Genomic DNA, 16,456 nt, shown 5'->3' with positions numbered 1-16,456 from the left:
TCAGAACTCGTCCTTCTTGGTCAGCTCCAGCTCCATCGCGTCGGCGGTGCGGATGGCCGCATCGATGGCGTCGCTGAGCTGGTCCGGGGTGGCATCGGCATCGATCTTCACCACGAACATGGCGGTGGTGTCCTGCTTGACCCAGCCGCCCATCTTGGCGTCCTGCGAATCTTTCAGCAGGCGGTTGGCCACGGCCACCGGGAACTGCTTGGTCTTGGCGTTGTACGCCGGCGACCAGATCTCGCGGATGTTGTGGCTGCCGAAATCTTCCACCGCCGAGCGCACGTAGACCATCTGGGTGCGGTCACCCTCGACGTCGAAGACCATGCGGTAGTCGCCGTCCTCGTCGACTTCATAGGTATAGCCCAGCTTGTCCAGGTGGCGGCCCACGGACTTGTCGGCGGTGGTTGCGGCGGTGGCGGCGCCGGCAGGAGCCAGGGCGATCAACAGGGCGGTAAGAAGGGTCCTTTTCATGAAGATCCTGTGAAACAGTGTTGAGAGAAGATGCAATTGTGACGGCGGCCGTGCGTGCCGTCCAATCTGCGGCGGGCCGACGCAGGCTTCTCCGAGCCTCTATAATGGACGGATGCCCCATGAGTCCTCCCCCGATTCCCAGCACGAGCACGGCGTTGCCGTAGAACCTGCGCGCCCGGAAGTGGCGCCGCCGCCGTTCTACCAGGTGATGCTGCTCAATGATGACTACACCCCGATGGATTTCGTGGTGGACGTGCTCCAGCAGTTCTTCAACATGGACCTGGACAAGGCCACGCAGGTGATGCTCCACGTCCATACCCGCGGCCGCGGCGTGTGCGGGGTGTTCACCCGCGAAGTGGCCGAGACCAAGGTGGCCCAGGTCAACGAGTATTCGCGGATGAACCAGCATCCGCTGCTGTGCACGATGGAAAAGGCCTGACCGGCCTTTTGTAGAGCCGAGCCCATGCTCGGCTGCTGTTCGTGCAGGTATCCAGATCGCTGGCAGAGCAGCCGAGCGCAGGCTCGGCTCTACAGCCGGATCACGCTTCCGCCAGCGCCTGCAACGCCATCCTCGCGACCGATTCGTCCACAACCGCTGGGTCGCCATCATCGCGGAACCACACCGCCGACAGCCCTGCGCTGGCAGCGACCCAACGCAGCAGGCGGGTGCGCTCGAGGCCGGCCAGCGCGGTCACCTGTTCTACGCGCGCGGCAAACCGCTCGGGCCGGGTGGCCACATGGATGCCCGGGCCGCAGAGATCCGGGTTGCTGAACAGCGTCGTGTAATCGAACGCGCGATCGCCCAGCAGCCGCTTCGGGTCGATCGCCAGCCAGCCGCGCGCGCCGAAGTCGAGCACGTTGTCGTGGTGCAGGTCGCCATGCAGCGGCCGGATCTCGCGCTCTTCCTGCAGCAACCCCTCCGCCAGTGATCTGCACTGTTCCAGCAGTGGCGGCGGCGCAGCCCTTGGCTGCAGCAGGTCGGCGAACCATCTACGCAGGCAGACCAGTTCCGCTGGCGGCGCGCTCCGTGGCCGGTGCAGCCGCTGCAGGACCTGGCACAGGATCGTGGTGCAGGCGTCATCGTCGCCCGCGATCGAGCGTTGCCGCAGCGAGTCGCCGCTGGCACGCTCGATCAGGATCGCCGGTCCCTCGTGGGCCAGCAGGCGGGCGGCGCCATCGCCCTCCCACCAACGCAGCAGGCGATGGCTGTTCTGCTCTTCGGTTTCGCTGCTGATCTTCAGCATCGCCGGCGCGCCGGCAGCGGTCAGCACCGGCCAGAGCCGGGCGTGGGGCGTGCAGATGGCCGGGCCATCACGCCGCAATCGCCAGCGGCTCAGGTAGGGTTCGCTCATGCCGGTTGAGGTCTTCTGGAGTGAATGAAGATCAAGCGTTCTGCAGTGCTAACGCCATCTGAACGCAGCAATCCGCTAGGGTGATGGAAATCGCGTAGTCAGGCCGCATATTGTTCCCATCTGCCGCCGGAGTAATCCATGTTCAGCAAAGACCTCGAACACACCATCGGCCAGTGCTACAAGCGCGCCCGTGAGGCCCGGCATGAGTTCATGACGGTCGAACACCTGCTGTTGGCACTGCTCGACAACCCGTCCGCCCAGGCCGTACTGAAGGCCTGCGGTGCCGACGCCGAACGCCTGCGCCAGGAGCTGGAGCAGGCCATCGAGGCCTCGGTGTCCCGCCTGGCCGAGGATGACGGCCGTGACACCCAGCCGACCCTGGGCTTCCAGCGGGTGCTGCAGCGGGCCGTGTACCACGTGCAGTCCTCGGGCAAGAAGGAGGTCACCGGCGCCAACGTGCTGGTCGCCATCTTCGGCGAAAAGGACTCCCACGCCGTCTACTACCTCAACCAGCAGGATGTCACCCGGCTGGATGTGGTCAATTACCTGTCCCACGGCATCGCCAAGCTGGGCGAGGAAGGCGAGCAGCCGTCCTCTTCCTCCGAGGGTGAGGGCCGCATGGAAGGCGGGGATGGCGAGCCGAAGGGCGATGCCCTGACCGAATTCGCCAGCAACCTCAACGAACAGGCCCGGTCCGGCCGCATCGATCCGCTGGTCGGTCGTGGCGATGAGATCGAGCGCACCATCCAGGTCCTGTGCCGGCGCCGCAAGAACAATCCGCTGTACGTGGGCGAGGCTGGCGTGGGCAAGACCGCCATCGCCGAGGGCCTGGCCCGCCGCATCGTCGAGGGCTCGGTGCCCGACGTGCTGGCCGACGCGGTGATCTACTCGCTCGACCTGGGCGCGCTGGTGGCCGGCACCAAGTACCGCGGCGACTTCGAGAAGCGGCTGAAGGGTGTGTTGACCGCGCTGAAGAAGGTGCCCAACGCGGTGCTGTTCATCGACGAGATCCACACCATCATCGGCGCCGGCTCGGCGTCGGGTGGCACCATGGATGCGTCCAACCTGATCAAGCCGGCGCTGGCCTCCGGCGAGCTGCGCTGCATCGGCTCGACCACCTTCCAGGAATATCGCGGCATCTTCGAGAAGGACCGGGCGCTGGCCCGCCGCTTCCAGAAGATTGATATCGTAGAGCCGACCGTGGGCGAGGCCTACGAGATCCTGCAGGGCCTGAAGTCCAAATACGAGCTGCACCACAGCGTGACCTATTCGGACGAAGCGCTGCAGGCGGCGGTGGACCTGTCGGTGAAGCACATCGGCGACCGCCTGCTGCCGGACAAGGCCATCGACGTGATCGACGAGGCCGGTGCCCGCCAGCGCCTGCTGCCGGAAGGCCAGCGCAAGGAGCTGATCGACGTCGAGGAAGTGGAAGCGATCGTGGCCAAGATGGCGCGTATCCCGACCAAGCAGGTCAGCGCCACCGACAAGGACGTGCTGCAGCATCTGGAGCGCAACCTGAAGATGGTGATCTTCGGGCAGGATCCGGCGATCGAGACGCTGTCCTCGGCGATCAAGCTGGCCCGCTCGGGCCTGGGCAACCCGGAGAAGCCGATCGGCAACTTCCTGTTCGCCGGCCCGACCGGCGTCGGCAAGACCGAGGTGACCAAGCAGCTGGCGCTGCAGCTGGGCATCGAGCTGGTCCGCTTCGACATGTCCGAGTACATGGAGCCGCATTCGATCAGCCGCCTGATCGGCGCCCCTCCGGGTTATGTCGGCTTCGACCAGGGCGGCCTGCTGACCGAGAAGATCGTCAAGACACCGCACTGCGTGCTGCTGCTGGACGAGATCGAGAAGGCGCACCCGGACATCTTCAACATCCTGCTGCAGGTGATGGACCGCGGCGTTCTGACCGATACCAACGGTCGTGAAGCCAACTTCAAGAACGTGGTGCTGGTGATGACCACCAATGCCGGCGCGGCACAGGCCTCGCGGCGCTCGATCGGCTTCACCAAGCAGGACCATGCCACCGATGCGATGGAGACCATCCGCCGCAGCTTCACCCCGGAGTTCCGCAACCGCCTCGATGCGGTGGTGCAGTTCCAGGCGCTGGGCTTCGAGCACATCCTGCGCGTGGTCGACAAGTTCCTGATCGAGCTGGAGATGTTGCTGCAGGACAAGCACGTGAGCCTGTCGGCCACCCCGACCGCCCGCGACTGGCTGGCCCACCACGGCTTCGACCCGCTGATGGGTGCGCGCCCGATGGCCCGCGTGATCCAGGACAAGATCAAGCGTCCGCTGGCCGACGAGCTGCTGTTCGGCAAGCTGGTCAACGGCGGCAAGGTCAGCATCGATGTCCGCGACGACGAGCTCGTGGTCGAGACCCAGGCCGAACCGGAGCGGCTGCTGCCGGTTACGGTGGAGTGAGCTGAAGGCTTGGCGTGAAAGACTGGGAATGACAAGGGCGGCTTCGGCCGCCCTTGTCCTGTCTGCTGTCACCGGCTTCGGCGGCGCGCTTCGCGCGTGAACCGCCCGGCATCGATCGGCTCGATGCGCGCGACCTCGCAGCTGCCGCGACCGGTGTCCAGTGCGCTTCGGCCCTCGCTGCACAGCTCGTCAGCCTCCTTGCCGTCGGTCTTGAAGCCGAGGCGGGTGGCCAGCACGGCAGAAGGGCAGCTGTTGCGGAAATGCACCACGTAGTGGTCTTCACCGGAGCGAAGCAGGACGTTCCTGTCAGCGCCGGCGCGAACGATCTGCTGTTCGCCGGTCAGTGGTACGCACTGCGCCGGCGGGGTGCCAGCGGCATGGGCGGGCGGCGCCACCAGGGTGATGGCAGACAAAGCCAGGGGGACCAGCAGGGAAGACAGGTTCATGGCGGGGCAGGGGCGGCGATCCGGACTGGATCGGATCCCAGGATGCCGCCGCCGCTGCAAATGCGAATCTGCCGCAAGCAGGGCTGACCGACGCCACGGTGAGATCGGTCACGATGACCTTTGGCGCATCAGGCCGCGATCGAGCGGAACCCCTGTTGCCGGCCCTGGTCGCCGCCGTCTTCGATGACAAAGGCGACCGCCTCGTGCGGAATGTGCAGGCGCTGCTTGAGCGTACTGCCCATGTGCGATATCTCGCGCTGCACGGCCAGGTACAGGGGATGCGAGGCGTCCATGCTGGTGCAGACCAGGCAGGGCTGACCGAACCAGGTGCCGTCCGGGCCCTTGCTGGCGTAGCAGCGGCTGGTGACGGACTGCGGGTCAAGTACGATCAGGTAAGTCATGCACGCAAGGCCTCGTGTGAAGAACGCGTAGAGCCTAGGGCTCCCGCGCGCTGCTGGATTTCAGACAAGGACGAAAATCGAACGATCCCGGAGACTTTGACTTTATTCCGCGCACGACAAAGGGCCAGCAGCGAGGCCGGCCCTGTCGGAGTGGCGCACTGCGCCGACCGCTTACTTCATGCGGTAGGTGATACGGCCCTTGGTCAGGTCGTACGGGGTCATTTCAACCTTGACCCGGTCACCGGTGAGGATGCGGATGTAGTTCTTGCGCATGCGGCCGGAGATGTGGGCGATGATTTCGTGCCCATTTTCCAGACGAACGCGGAAAGTGGTGTTCGGCAGCGTCTCGCTGACGGTGCCCTCGAACTCGATGGAATCGTCTTTCGACATGTAGTCCTGTGCGGTTCAGAAAACGGCCACGCTGGGCCTAAGGCGCGGTATTTTACGCGTGATGGGCCCGGCTTGCAAAGTTTGTGTTAACCCCCGGCCAAACGCCGTGCTGGCAAGCGTCCGACCGCCTGGGTCCAGGGGCCTTCACGGCCGTCACGGTGTACGGCCTGACGGACGTGCTCCAGAAAGTCCGCGCGCGGCAGGTGCTCGGCGCCCATCCGCAGCAGGTGCGGATTCTCCACCTGGGCATCGATCAGTTCCCAGCCCCAGTCACGCAGGGTGGATGCCAGGGCGGCCAGGGCGATCTTGGAGCCGCCGCTGGCGCCACTGAACATGCTCTCACCGAAGAACATGGCGCCGATCGCCACACCGTAGATGCCGCCGACCAGCGTCTGCCGGTCCCAGACCTCGAAGGAATGGGCGAAGCCTAGATCGTGCAACTGGCTGTAGGCCTCAACCATCGCCGGGCTGATCCACGTGCCGTCCTGGCCGGGCCGCGGTGCTGCGGCGCAGGCACGCATCACACGACTGAAAGCGGTGTCGGCGGTGACCTCCCAGTCGCAGCCACGCAACTGGCGGCGGAACCGGCTGGACAGGTGCACGCCATCGGTGCGGAACACCATGCGCGGGTCTGGCGACCACCACAGGATTGGCTCGCCCTCGCTGAACCACGGGAAGATGCCGCCGGCATAGGCGTTGAGCAGTCGCACCGGATGCAGGTCGCCGCCCACCGCGAGCAGGCCATCGGGCTGGCGCAGTGCGGTCTCGGCCGGAGGGAAGGGAGCGTCCGGCGCATCGGCCAGGCGCCAGGGCAGCTGGCGGGTCATGCCGGCATTGTATTCGCCGTGGCGATCGCTGATGTCTGGCACCATCAGCGTCCAACGGCAAGGAGCCCACGCATGAGTGACGCGATCACCGCCATCCTCGATGTGCACGATATCCCGCGCACGCGCAACGACAGCCAGGGCATGCTGCTGGCGCTGGCCACTGAACAGCCCGGCCAGCTCGGTGCGCTGATGCTGCTGGCCCTTGCCCGGCGTTCACCCAGCTCGGCCTTTCTCGACATGGCGCTGGATCTGCTGCCCGATGAAGCGATTGTGCCGGTCTGTGCCGAGGCCTGGCGCCGCTATCGGGATGGCGAGCGCGGCGAACTGCTGGCCAGCGTGATCGAATTCACCAGCTACCAGGCGCCGCAGGTGCTGCAGGACGACTGGGAGGCCTTGCTGGCGCTGGCCACCGAAGACGAGCTGCAGCTGGCTTCGCAGGTATGGCAGGGCCTGCCCTCCGTCATTGCCGTGCAGTGGGCGCAGATTCTGGTTGAGGCCGACGACGATCGCGAGATGGCGCGGGCCAGGGCGCTGCTGCTGGCGGCGCAGCCCGAGCGCTATGCCGTTGCCCGCGGCTACCTCGCTGACTGGGGCGCGCTGGATGCTGAGGTCTGGGCGCACTGGGCCGGCGTCGCGGACGGACCGCAGCCGCGGCGCCTGCATGGGGAGCGGCCGCTGCACATCCGCTTCGGCCGCGAGCAGCATCGCGCGCAGCAGGCGGACGAACCGAGCTGGCGCAAGCGCATCTGGCGCCTGCACCCGACCTGGAATGGCGGGCAGGTACAGTACGCCGGGCAGATGGGAGGGCCGCTGGAATCGTTGTGTGGCAGCTGCCATGCACCGCTGCAGCGCCTGCTGCGAACCGACGCTGCCGCGCTGCAGCCGGGCGCGGCGGGTGAGATCACGCTGGGCCTGTGCCTGGACTGCAGCGGCTGGGAAGATCCGCCCGTGCGTTTCTATCGCCACGATGCCAGCGGCCTGCCCAGCTGCCACCCCAGCCAGCGTCTGGAGGTGCCGGCGACGCCGACCGACAGCGGTGACCTGATGCAGGCCGAGGTCGGCCTGGCCGCCATGGATACCTCGCGCTGGCGGCAGCAGGACTGGGGACAGTCCAATCATCGGCAGAACCTGTCGCGCGTGGGCGGCGCACCGAGCTGGGTGCAGAGTGCCTGGTATCCGGCGTGCATCGATTGCGGTGGGGAGATGCCCTTCGTGATGCAGCTGGATTCGACGCTGCCGACCACCGGTGGAGGCGCGCTGCTATGGGGCAGTGGCGGCATGCTCTACACGTTCTGGTGTGCGAAGTGCAGGGTGAGCGGGCACTTCTGGCAGTGCACCTGAGCACAGCGCCATCGCTATTGCTCTGATAGATGCCAACGTCGCTTGGCACGCCTCATTGCCCCGGTAGGTGCCAACCTTGGTTGGCACGCTTTTCCGCACCGCGCAAGTCGAGCAAGCTCGACGCTACGGCTCTGCGCGGAACGGCCCATGCCCCTGCAGCTCCTGCTGGTACCGCCGCACATCCCGCCGCTCCTGCCGGCACCAGTCCTGCAGTGCTTCTGCGAAATCCGCGTCGGCCACCCAGTGCCGACTGCGTACCAGCGTCGGCAGGAAGCCACGCGCCAGCTTGTGCTCGCCCTGCGCGCCGGGCTCGAAACGGCTCAGGCCTTCGCGCAGGCAGTACTCGATGCCCTGGTAGTAACAGGCCTCGAAATGCAGGCCGGGCAGGGTGGCGCCGCCCCAGTAGCGGCCGTACAGCGTATCGCCACCGCGCAGGCACAGCGCGCCGGCAATCGGCTCGCCGTCCTGTTCGGCCAGAAACAGCACCAGCCCGCGTCCCAATGAAATGGCCAGATGGCGCAGGAAGGCCTCGGTCAGCGCCGGGGCGTTGCCGTACTCGAGGAACGTCTGCAGGTAGAAGCGGTACATCGCCTGCAGGTCGGCGCGGCTGGCCTCGTCGCCATGTACCACGCGGAAGGTGATTCCCTGGCGGGTGACTTTGGCCCGTTCCTGGCGGATGTTCTTGCGATGCTTGTGGTTCATCGCACCGAGGAACTGCTCGAATGTCGCCCAGTCACCCGGGTTCTGCCACTGGAACTGCACGTCCTCGCGCAGCAGCCAGTCATCGCCGAACAGGGCCTCGTCCACTGCGGTGTGGAAGTTGATATGGGCCGAGGATACCTCCAGCGCGGGCAGGGCCTCGCGCAATGCCAAAAGCAGGGCGGCGCGCCCTGAATCGTGACGTGCCAACAACCGCGGGCCAGTGACCGGCGAGTAAGGTACTGCGCCCAGCCACTTCGGATAGTAGTCGCGGCCATGCCGTGCATACGCGTTGGCCCACGCATGGTCGAACACGAACTCGCCGTGAGAGTTGGTCTTCAGGTAGCCCGGAATGGCGCCGACCAGGGTGTTGCCTTCCCAGAGCGTGAAGTGCTGGGCCTGCCAGCCCCAGTCCTCGCGCAGGCAACCGTGCTGTTCAAGCCCGGATAGGAAGGCGTGGCTGACGAATGGGTTGCGGCCGTCGTGCAGGGCATCCCAGTCGGTCGCGGCAATGGACTGCAGGGAGTGGAGAAAGCGGGGGGAAGGCATGGGAGAAGGATAGGGCAGATGAAACAGAAAGGCCGACGCACTGGCGTCGGCCTATCATCCGGAGTCGGGTGTGGCTCGACCCTGCAGGAGCGGGTCAGCCTCTCAGCTGGCCTTGCCCTGGGCGTCCAGGTAGCGCTCGGCGTCCAAGGCGGCCATGCAGCCGAAGCCGGCCGAAGTGATCGCCTGGCGGTAGTGCTGGTCGGCCACGTCGCCGGCAGCAAATACGCCTTCCACCGAGGTCTGGGTGGCGTTGCCGCCCAGGCCCGAGCGGATCTCCAGGTAGCCGTTGTTCATCGCCAGCTGGCCGTCGAACAGCTGGGTATTCGGATGGTGGCCGATGGCCACGAAGAAGCCGTGGGCGTCGATGTCACGGGTACTGCCGTCCAGCGTCGACTTCACGCGCACGCCGGTCACGCCGGCGTCGTTGCCCAGCACTTCCTCCACCTGGTGGTGCCAGACGGTCTCGATCTTGCCGGCAGCAACCTTGGCAAACAGCTTGTCCTGCATGATCTTTTCCGCCTTCAGGGTGTCGCGGCGGTGGACCAGATAGACCTTGCGGGCGATGTTGGACAGGTAAAGGGCCTCTTCCACGGCGGTGTTGCCACCGCCGACCACGACCACGTCCTGGTCGCGGTAGAAGAAGCCGTCACAGGTGGCGCAGGCGGACACACCGCGGCCCTTGAAGGTCTCTTCGGTCGGGATGCCCAGGTACTTGGCGGTCGCGCCGGTGGCGATGATCAGCGCATCGCAGGTGTACTCGTGGCTGTCGCCGATCAGCTTGAACGGGCGCTGCGACAGGTCGGCGGTGTGGATGTGGTCGAAGATGACCTCGGTCTCGAAGCGCTCGGCGTGAGCCTGCATGCGCGCCATCAGGTCCGGGCCCATCAGGCCGTGGGCGTCACCCGGCCAGTTGTCCACCTCGGTGGTTGTCATCAGCTGGCCGCCCTGCTGCAGGCCGGTGATGACGACCGGCTTCAGGTTGGCGCGGGCGGCGTAGACGGCGGCGGTCCAGCCGGCCGGTCCGGAACCGAGGATGACGAGGCGCTGGTGGCGGGAGGGCAGGCTGGTGCTCATGTAGACTCGCGAAAAGGTAGATGGGACAAGGCGCTGGCGATGTTTGCGCAGCATCCGTGGCTGGTCATAGAGTGGCGGCTGGGGCAGGGCGATTCAAGCCGATGAACGGAACGCCGTCATCCAGCAGTGGTTTCGGCCCTCAGATTGCCCTGGCGGACGTCGCATAACTGAAAACTGACGCCGTCTCATTTATTATCAATCACTAACAGCGCATTCCAAAGGTATGGTCTAAGGTGGCGAAGCAGGTCCCCGAACGCTCCAAGTCCGACGACAGCAAGGCGTCACGTCGCACGGCCGCGGCGGCGACGACCGACAATCCACGCCGCCAGCGCCTCTGGCGCGACCTGGGCCTGATCGCCATCGCGCCGGCCCTGCTGTATCTGGCGGCCAGTCTTTTCACCTATTCAGCGACTGATCCGGGCTGGTCGCACACCGGCAGCGTGGTTGCGCCGGTGCACAACCTGGGCGGCCGCGCCGGCGCCTGGATCGCCGACGTGCTGCTGCAGCTGTTCGGCTACATCGCCTTCCTGCTGCCGGTGGTGCTCGGCGCGCTGGCGTGGATCGCCATGTTCGGCCTCAAGCGCGAGAGCAAGGGCGAGAACGACCTGGATCCGGCACTGCGCCTGGTCGGTCTGGTCGGTTTCCTGATCGCCGGCACCGGCTTCCTGCATGTGCGCCTGTTCAGTGGCGATGTCGCCAGTGCCGGCGGCATCCTCGGCAAGCTGGTCGGCAATTCGCTCACGGTGGGCTTCGGCGCGCTGGGGGCGAACCTGTTCGTGCTGGTGCTGCTGCTGGCCTCGATCACCCTGGCCACCGGGCTGTCCTGGTTCACGGTGATGGAGAAGATCGGCCGCGGCGTGATGTCGCTGGCGCCGTTGCTGGAACGCAAGAAGGAAGAAGTCACCGAGTGGAAGCAGACCCGGGTGATGCGCGAGGAACGCCAGGAAGTACGCAAGGCCGACGCCGAGGTGCGCGCCAAGCGCGAGCCGGTGAAGATCGAGCCGCGTCCGGAGCCGGTGATCGAGAAGAGTGATCGGGCCAAGCGCGATACCCAGATTCCGATGTTCCGCGGCGTCAACGGTGATGGCTCGGACCTGCCGCCGCTGGCGCTGCTGGATGATCCCAAGCCGCAGCCGAAGGGCTACGACGAAGAAACACTGGAAACCCTGTCGCGGCAGATCGAGTTCAAGCTGAAGGACTTCCGCATCGATGCGCAGGTGGTCGGCGCCAATCCCGGCCCGGTCATCACCCGCTTCGAGATCGAGCCAGCACCGGGTATCAAGGTCAGCCAGATCAGTTCGCTGGACAAGGACATCGCGCGTGGCCTGTCGGTGAAGTCGGTGCGCGTGGTCGATGTCATTCCGGGCAAGTCGGTGATCGGCCTGGAAATCCCCAATGTCACCCGCGAGATGATCTTCCTGTCCGAACTGCTGCGCTCGAAGGAATATGACAAGTCGGCCAGTGTGCTGACCCTGGCGCTGGGCAAGGACATCGCCGGTCGCCCGACCGTGGCCGACCTGGCACGCATGCCGCATCTGCTGGTGGCCGGTACCACCGGTTCGGGCAAGTCGGTGGCGGTCAATGCGATGGTGCTGAGCCTGTTGTTCAAGGCCTCGCCGAAAGACCTGCGGATGCTGATGATCGACCCGAAGATGCTCGAACTGAGCGTCTACCAGGGCATCCCGCACCTGCTGGCGCCGGTGGTCACCGACATGAAGGAGGCCGCGAACGGCCTGCGCTGGTGCGTGGCCGAGATGGAGCGCCGCTACAAGCTGATGAGCGCGGTGGGCGTGCGCAACCTGGCCGGCTTCAACAAGAAGGTGAAGGAAGCCCAGGACGCCGGCCAGCCGCTGATGGATCCGCTGTTCAAGCCGAACCCGGAGCTCGGCGAGGCACCGCGTCCGCTGGAAACGCTGCCGTTCATCGTCATCTTCATCGACGAATTCGCCGACATGATGATGATCGTCGGCAAGAAGGTGGAAGAGCTGATCGCGCGCCTGGCGCAGAAGGCGCGTGCGGCCGGCATCCACCTGATCCTGGCCACGCAGCGCCCGTCGGTGGACGTGATCACCGGCCTGATCAAGGCCAACATCCCGACCCGTATCGCCTTCCAGGTCAGCTCCAAGATCGACTCGCGCACCATCCTCGACCAGTCCGGCGCGGAAACACTGCTGGGCCACGGCGACATGCTGTACCTGCCGCCGGGCACCGCGCTGCCCGAGCGTGTGCACGGTGCGTTCGTGTCCGACGATGAAGTGCATCGCGTGGTCGAGCATCTCAAGGCGATGGGCCCGGCCGACTATGTCGACGGGGTGCTGGATGAGGTGCAGACGATGGGCGACGGCGTGGTCGTCGGTGCCACCGGCCTGCCCGAGACCAGTGCAGCCGGCGACGAGTCCGACCCGTTGTATGACGAAGCACTACGGGTGGTCACCGAGACCCGCCGTGCCTCGATTTCCGGCGTGCAGCGCCGGCTGAAGATCGGCTACAACCGTGCAGCGCGACTGATCGAGGCCATGGAAGCGGCCGGCGTGGTCAGCCCGCCGGAGCACAACGGCGACCGCACGGTGCTGGCACCGCCGCCGCCGAAGTAAGACCCGACGTATCCCCCACGACGTCCAAGGAACCGACGCATGCTTCACCCCGTACCAAGCGCGCTGGCGCTGGCGCTGGCAGCCCTGATGGCTGCCGGCCCGGCACTGGCAGAAACCGCCACCTCCGCGCCCGCCACGGCGCCGCCTTCCACCAGCGGCGATACCGAAGCCAGCAATAATTTCAGCATTGTCCGTTACCGCGCCGACTACCAGGTCCGGCCGGACGCGGGCAATGTGCAGACCGAAACCTACGAAGTCCTTCTCAAGACCAAGGCCTCCGTCGAGCAGTTCAGCCAAGTGCGGCTGAGCTACAGCGAAAAGATGGAGACGCTGGAAGTGCTCGGTGCCTACACCATCACCGCCGATGGCCAGCGCCGCGACGTGCCGGCCGACCGCATCTACACCCAGGAGAGCTACTCCAGCGCCTCGGCGGCGATGTATGCCGACCGCAAGGTGCGGGTGATCGTGTTCCCGAACCTGGCCCCGGGCACGCGCCTGTACTACCAGGTGCGCCGCACCCAGGCTACGCCGTACTTCCCGGGCTATTTCGGCCTGTGGGAGACCTTCAACGTCTTCACCGAGTACGAGGACGCCGAGGTCACCCTGAGTGCGCCGGCCAACCTGCCGATGTTCGTCGACAGCCGCGGCGTGCAGGGCAGTGACCGGCCGACGGTGAAGAACGGCCAGGCGCAATGGCGCTGGCGCTACCAGCGTCGTGAGGCGATGCCGGCGCAGAACTGGTCGGCGGCGGGCTGGGAGTTCGGCCCGAACATCATGGCCAGCACGTATCGTGACTGGTCGCAGATGGGGCGCGCCTACCAGCTCAAGGCGGGCCCGGCGGCCGAGGTGACCCCGGCGCTGCAGGCGCTGGCTGATGAGATCACCGCCGGCATCAGCGACCGGCGCGAGCAGGCCGATGCGCTATACCGCTGGGTGGCGCAGAACATCCGCTACGTGGCGGTATACCTGGGCAATGGCGGCCTGGAGCCGAACAGCGCGCAGAGCATCCTCGACAATCACTATGGTGACTGCAAGGATCACGTGACGATCCTCGAGGTGCTGCTGGCGGCCAAGGGCATCGCCAGCTCGCCGGTGCTGATCGGTGCGGGGGGCGGCCCGACGCTGCCGAAGATTCCGGTGCTGGGCCGCTTCAACCACGCCATCACCTACATTCCCGAATTCGATCTGTACCTGGATTCGACCACCGCGTGGGCGCGCTTCGGTCAGCTGCCAGAGGGTGACCTGGGTGCACCGGTGATGCGTACCCGTGACGCCACGCTGGCGCGCACCCCGGCCAACACGCCGGAGCGTAACGCCACCTCGATGGAAGTGCGGTTTACCTTCGACGCCAACGGCAACCTGCGCGGCGAGACCATTCCGAAACTGGGCGAGAACGCCGAGATCGGCATGCGTGCGCAGTTCTCCCAGCTCAACGCGCAGAACCGTGCGCGCGCTGAAGAGCAGATCATGGCCTCGTCTGGTTTCGACGGGCGAGGGCAGCTGCAGATCCAGGGCGTGCCGGTCGACCTGACCCGGCCCTTCGGCTATCGCATGGCGTTCCAGGCCGAGGACTACGCCGACTTCAGCGTGGCCGGCGGCATGGCGGTGCCGGACCCGCCGGGTGGCGAGTCGGTGCGTGGCCTGTACGCCACCGCTTCTGCGCCGGCCAACGAAACGCCGTTCTACTGCAATGCCAGCCTGCGCGAGGAAACCTATCGCCTGCAGTTCCCGGCCAACGCGCCGATCATCGCCATCCCGGCCAGCCAGCGATTCGCCAACGCCGCCGGCGAGTACCGCGTGGACTGGAGCCGCGAAGGGCAGGAGGTGATCGTGCACCACCGGTTGCAGCAGAATGCGGTGCGCGGCCCGGAGGCATTGTGCCAGCCGCAGGATTATCCGGCGTTCCGCGCGCTGTACCGCGAAGTGCGTCGCGGCTTCCGCGGCCAAGTGCTTTACGGCGAGCTGCCGGCATCTGGCGGCTGAATCGCCGATGGACGTTCAGGGCGGCATAATGTCGCCCTGATCGCCCATTCATCTTTCGCCGGGCACACTGGCAACCACCTTTCCTGGCGCCCGCGCCCACAGGATTCCCGCATGAACTTCCGCTTCCGCCGTTTCCTTGCCACCACCACCCTGGCCGTGGCCTGCGCCGCCGCCGGCAGCGCCTGGGCTGGCGCCCGCGATGACCTGAAGACTTTCACCAGTGGCCTGAAGGGCCTGGATGGCCAGTTCAGCCAGCAGGTGTTCGACAGCCGCGGCAAGGTGAAGGAATCGACCAGTGGCCGCGTGGCGCTGTCGGCGCCGCGCCTGTTCCGCTGGGAATACGTGCGCCCGCACGAACAGCTGATCGTGGCTGATGGCAAGAAGGTCTGGATGTACGAGCCGGACCTGGAGCAGGCCACCGTGCGCGAGCAGGGCAAGGAAGAGCAGAACAGCCCGCTGACCGCACTGATCAACCCGGCGCTGCTGGAGCAGCAGTACGACGTCAGTGAAGAGGCCGCGCAGCGCGACGGCCTGCAGTGGCTGTCGCTGTCGCCGAAGCGCGAGACCGAGGCCAGCTTCCAGTACGCCGCGCTGGGTTTCAACGCCCAGGGCCTGGCCAAGATGGAGATCACCGACGCCGTCGGCCAGCGCACCGTGATCACGTTCAGCGGCTGGAAGCGCAACCCGGGCTTCGCCGCCGGCACCTTCAGCTTCACCCCGCCGAAGGGTACCGACGTCATCGGTAATTGATCAGGGCGCCGGGCATGGCCCGGCGCTACCTGCTCTGGTGGGTGTCAATCGGCACCGCGTTGGTGGGTGTCAACCTTGGTTGACACGCTTTCGGCCAGCTCATCCGTTGTCCGGATGAACGATCACCTGCCACGCGGTGCCATCAAATCGAATCAGGTCCCAGGGCGTCAGCACCCACAGCACGCTACCGACGGAACTGATATCAACAATCGTTGCATCTCTCAGTTCTTCGGGGATGCCTTCCAGCAAGGGTTCAACTAGGCCGGTTTCTAGACTGTAGACGTAGAGGCCGCCATTCTCAGAGCCGATGTAAACCTGTTGCTTGTACTGGCACACAGCGTTGAAGTTGATGCCTTCGCCGACCTCGTGGTGCAGGCACTCGAATCCAGTGGAGATGTCGCCCGTAACGATGGTGCCGTGCATTCCTACAAAGACGAGGCGGCCCTGGTCAGTCCTGCAGGCATGAAACAGCTCCGCAGGGGTGACTTGTTCGGGCAGGGTCCAGCTCGAGCCATCCCAGTGTGCAATGAGACCATGAGAGCCGATTGCGTAGAGGTCAGCAAGGCCCGTTCCGCAGAGGTCGTTCACGCTCCCCACGTGGAACTCAGCAAGTAACTGGTTGAATCCTCCATCCTCCCGTACACCGGTCATGTATGCGCGCCAATCGGCGAATCTCCTGCGGAGCTCTGCGTCGCGTTCCATCGGATCTTGAGGAAATGCGGGAATATCGCCCAGTTCGAGCAGGTGGCCGACATCGTCGAGCCAACTGTCGAAGTCATCCAGATCCGACTCGTCCTTGTCCTCCTCGCAGAAGGCAGTCGCGAATTGGGTTGGAAGCTGCTGCCATCCGCCTTCGCCCCGATGATGGATCTGCCCTCTTGTGCCCGCGCAGAAAAGGTCGTCGCCCAGCAATCTCAAACAGGTAAGACCTCCGGGGAAGTCGGCGCCTTCCGCCGAGACGTACTCGATCGTGGCCCCAGCACGGGAGTAATCTTCCAGCTGCCCATAGAAATCCAGCGCAAGCACACGACGGGGGCGACCGCCTTCTTCCTCTGGGACAAGCTCTGTGGACATGACCTGGAAGTCCTGCAGGTCATGGTAGAACCACTCCTCTTTGGGGGTGCGGCCAAAGACGAACATGCGGGTGGGTGG

The 16,456-nt window shown here is 65.8% G+C and carries 15 protein-coding genes; 6 read left to right on the top strand and 9 right to left on the bottom strand.

Annotated elements, in window-relative coordinates:
- On the bottom strand, positions 1–474 hold the full coding sequence (locus O0J15_RS07965) for a hypothetical protein (protein ID WP_308305454.1): 474 nt from the start codon (positions 472–474) through the stop codon (positions 1–3).
- 112 nt (positions 475–586) lie between these two features.
- Between O0J15_RS07965 and clpS the strand changes: the two genes are divergently transcribed.
- A complete protein-coding gene (clpS, locus tag O0J15_RS07960) occupies positions 587–913 on the top strand; it encodes an ATP-dependent Clp protease adapter ClpS (protein ID WP_019659637.1) in 327 nt (108 codons plus the stop codon).
- Between the two features lie 100 nt (positions 914–1,013).
- Here clpS and O0J15_RS07955 read toward each other — a convergent pair whose 3' ends face one another.
- Positions 1,014–1,826, bottom strand: coding sequence for an APH(6) family putative aminoglycoside O-phosphotransferase (locus O0J15_RS07955; RefSeq protein ID WP_308305453.1), 813 nt, complete (start codon positions 1,824–1,826; stop codon positions 1,014–1,016).
- 138 nt (positions 1,827–1,964) lie between these two features.
- Between O0J15_RS07955 and clpA the strand changes: the two genes are divergently transcribed.
- Positions 1,965–4,250, top strand: a complete 2,286-nt coding sequence (gene clpA / locus O0J15_RS07950) for an ATP-dependent Clp protease ATP-binding subunit ClpA (protein WP_021201776.1) — start codon at positions 1,965–1,967, stop codon at positions 4,248–4,250.
- Positions 4,251–4,318: 68 nt separating this feature from the next.
- Here clpA and O0J15_RS07945 read toward each other — a convergent pair whose 3' ends face one another.
- The 4 genes from O0J15_RS07945 to aat all read right to left on the bottom strand — a co-directional run bounded on the left by O0J15_RS07945 (position 4,319) and on the right by aat (position 6,314).
- Positions 4,319–4,696 (bottom strand): hypothetical protein, encoded by a 378-nt coding sequence (locus tag O0J15_RS07945; RefSeq protein WP_227844940.1) that lies wholly within the window; start codon positions 4,694–4,696, stop codon positions 4,319–4,321.
- A 128-nt stretch (positions 4,697–4,824) separates the two neighbouring features.
- The gene (locus O0J15_RS07940; protein WP_058980068.1) at positions 4,825–5,097 is read right to left on the bottom strand and encodes a hypothetical protein; all 273 of its coding nucleotides are present in this window, start codon (positions 5,095–5,097) and stop codon (positions 4,825–4,827) included.
- A gap of 171 nt (positions 5,098–5,268) precedes the next feature.
- Complete coding sequence (gene infA, locus O0J15_RS07935; RefSeq protein ID WP_005409596.1) at positions 5,269–5,487, bottom strand: translation initiation factor IF-1; 219 nt, start codon at positions 5,485–5,487, stop codon at positions 5,269–5,271.
- 86 nt (positions 5,488–5,573) lie between these two features.
- On the bottom strand, positions 5,574–6,314 hold the full coding sequence (gene aat, locus O0J15_RS07930; protein WP_308305467.1) for a leucyl/phenylalanyl-tRNA--protein transferase: 741 nt from the start codon (positions 6,312–6,314) through the stop codon (positions 5,574–5,576).
- A gap of 72 nt (positions 6,315–6,386) precedes the next feature.
- On the opposite strand from aat, the gene O0J15_RS07925 reads away from it, so the two are divergent.
- A complete protein-coding gene (locus O0J15_RS07925; protein ID WP_308305452.1) occupies positions 6,387–7,655 on the top strand; it encodes a hypothetical protein in 1,269 nt (422 codons plus the stop codon).
- A gap of 123 nt (positions 7,656–7,778) precedes the next feature.
- Here O0J15_RS07925 and O0J15_RS07920 read toward each other — a convergent pair whose 3' ends face one another.
- Together O0J15_RS07920 and trxB are read right to left on the bottom strand one after the other, a co-directional pair.
- Complete coding sequence (locus tag O0J15_RS07920) at positions 7,779–8,903, bottom strand: GNAT family N-acetyltransferase (RefSeq protein ID WP_308305451.1); 1,125 nt, start codon at positions 8,901–8,903, stop codon at positions 7,779–7,781.
- Between the two features lie 102 nt (positions 8,904–9,005).
- Complete coding sequence (gene trxB / locus O0J15_RS07915) at positions 9,006–9,977, bottom strand: thioredoxin-disulfide reductase (RefSeq protein WP_019659647.1); 972 nt, start codon at positions 9,975–9,977, stop codon at positions 9,006–9,008.
- 233 nt (positions 9,978–10,210) lie between these two features.
- Here trxB and O0J15_RS07910 point away from each other — a divergent pair, with 233 nt between their 5' ends.
- The 3 genes from O0J15_RS07910 to lolA all read left to right on the top strand — a co-directional run bounded on the left by O0J15_RS07910 (position 10,211) and on the right by lolA (position 15,304).
- Complete coding sequence (locus tag O0J15_RS07910; RefSeq protein ID WP_019659648.1) at positions 10,211–12,571, top strand: DNA translocase FtsK; 2,361 nt, start codon at positions 10,211–10,213, stop codon at positions 12,569–12,571.
- A gap of 39 nt (positions 12,572–12,610) precedes the next feature.
- Positions 12,611–14,554 (top strand): DUF3857 domain-containing protein, encoded by a 1,944-nt coding sequence (locus O0J15_RS07905; RefSeq protein WP_308305450.1) that lies wholly within the window; start codon positions 12,611–12,613, stop codon positions 14,552–14,554.
- Between the two features lie 111 nt (positions 14,555–14,665).
- Positions 14,666–15,304: an outer membrane lipoprotein chaperone LolA gene (gene lolA / locus O0J15_RS07900; RefSeq protein WP_308305448.1), complete on the top strand. Its 639-nt coding sequence runs from the start codon at positions 14,666–14,668 to the stop codon at positions 15,302–15,304.
- 99 nt (positions 15,305–15,403) lie between these two features.
- Here lolA and O0J15_RS07895 read toward each other — a convergent pair.
- A partial coding sequence (locus O0J15_RS07895; RefSeq protein ID WP_308305447.1) for a hypothetical protein occupies positions 15,404–16,456 on the bottom strand: 1,053 nt, incomplete at its 5' end.

The sequence above is a fragment of the Stenotrophomonas sp. Sm10 genome (assembly GCF_030985515.1).
GTDB lineage: Bacteria > Pseudomonadota > Gammaproteobacteria > Xanthomonadales > Xanthomonadaceae > Stenotrophomonas > Stenotrophomonas hibiscicola.
Note: the sequence above shows the minus strand (reverse complement) of the source record. Positions and strands in the feature narration are given on the sequence as shown.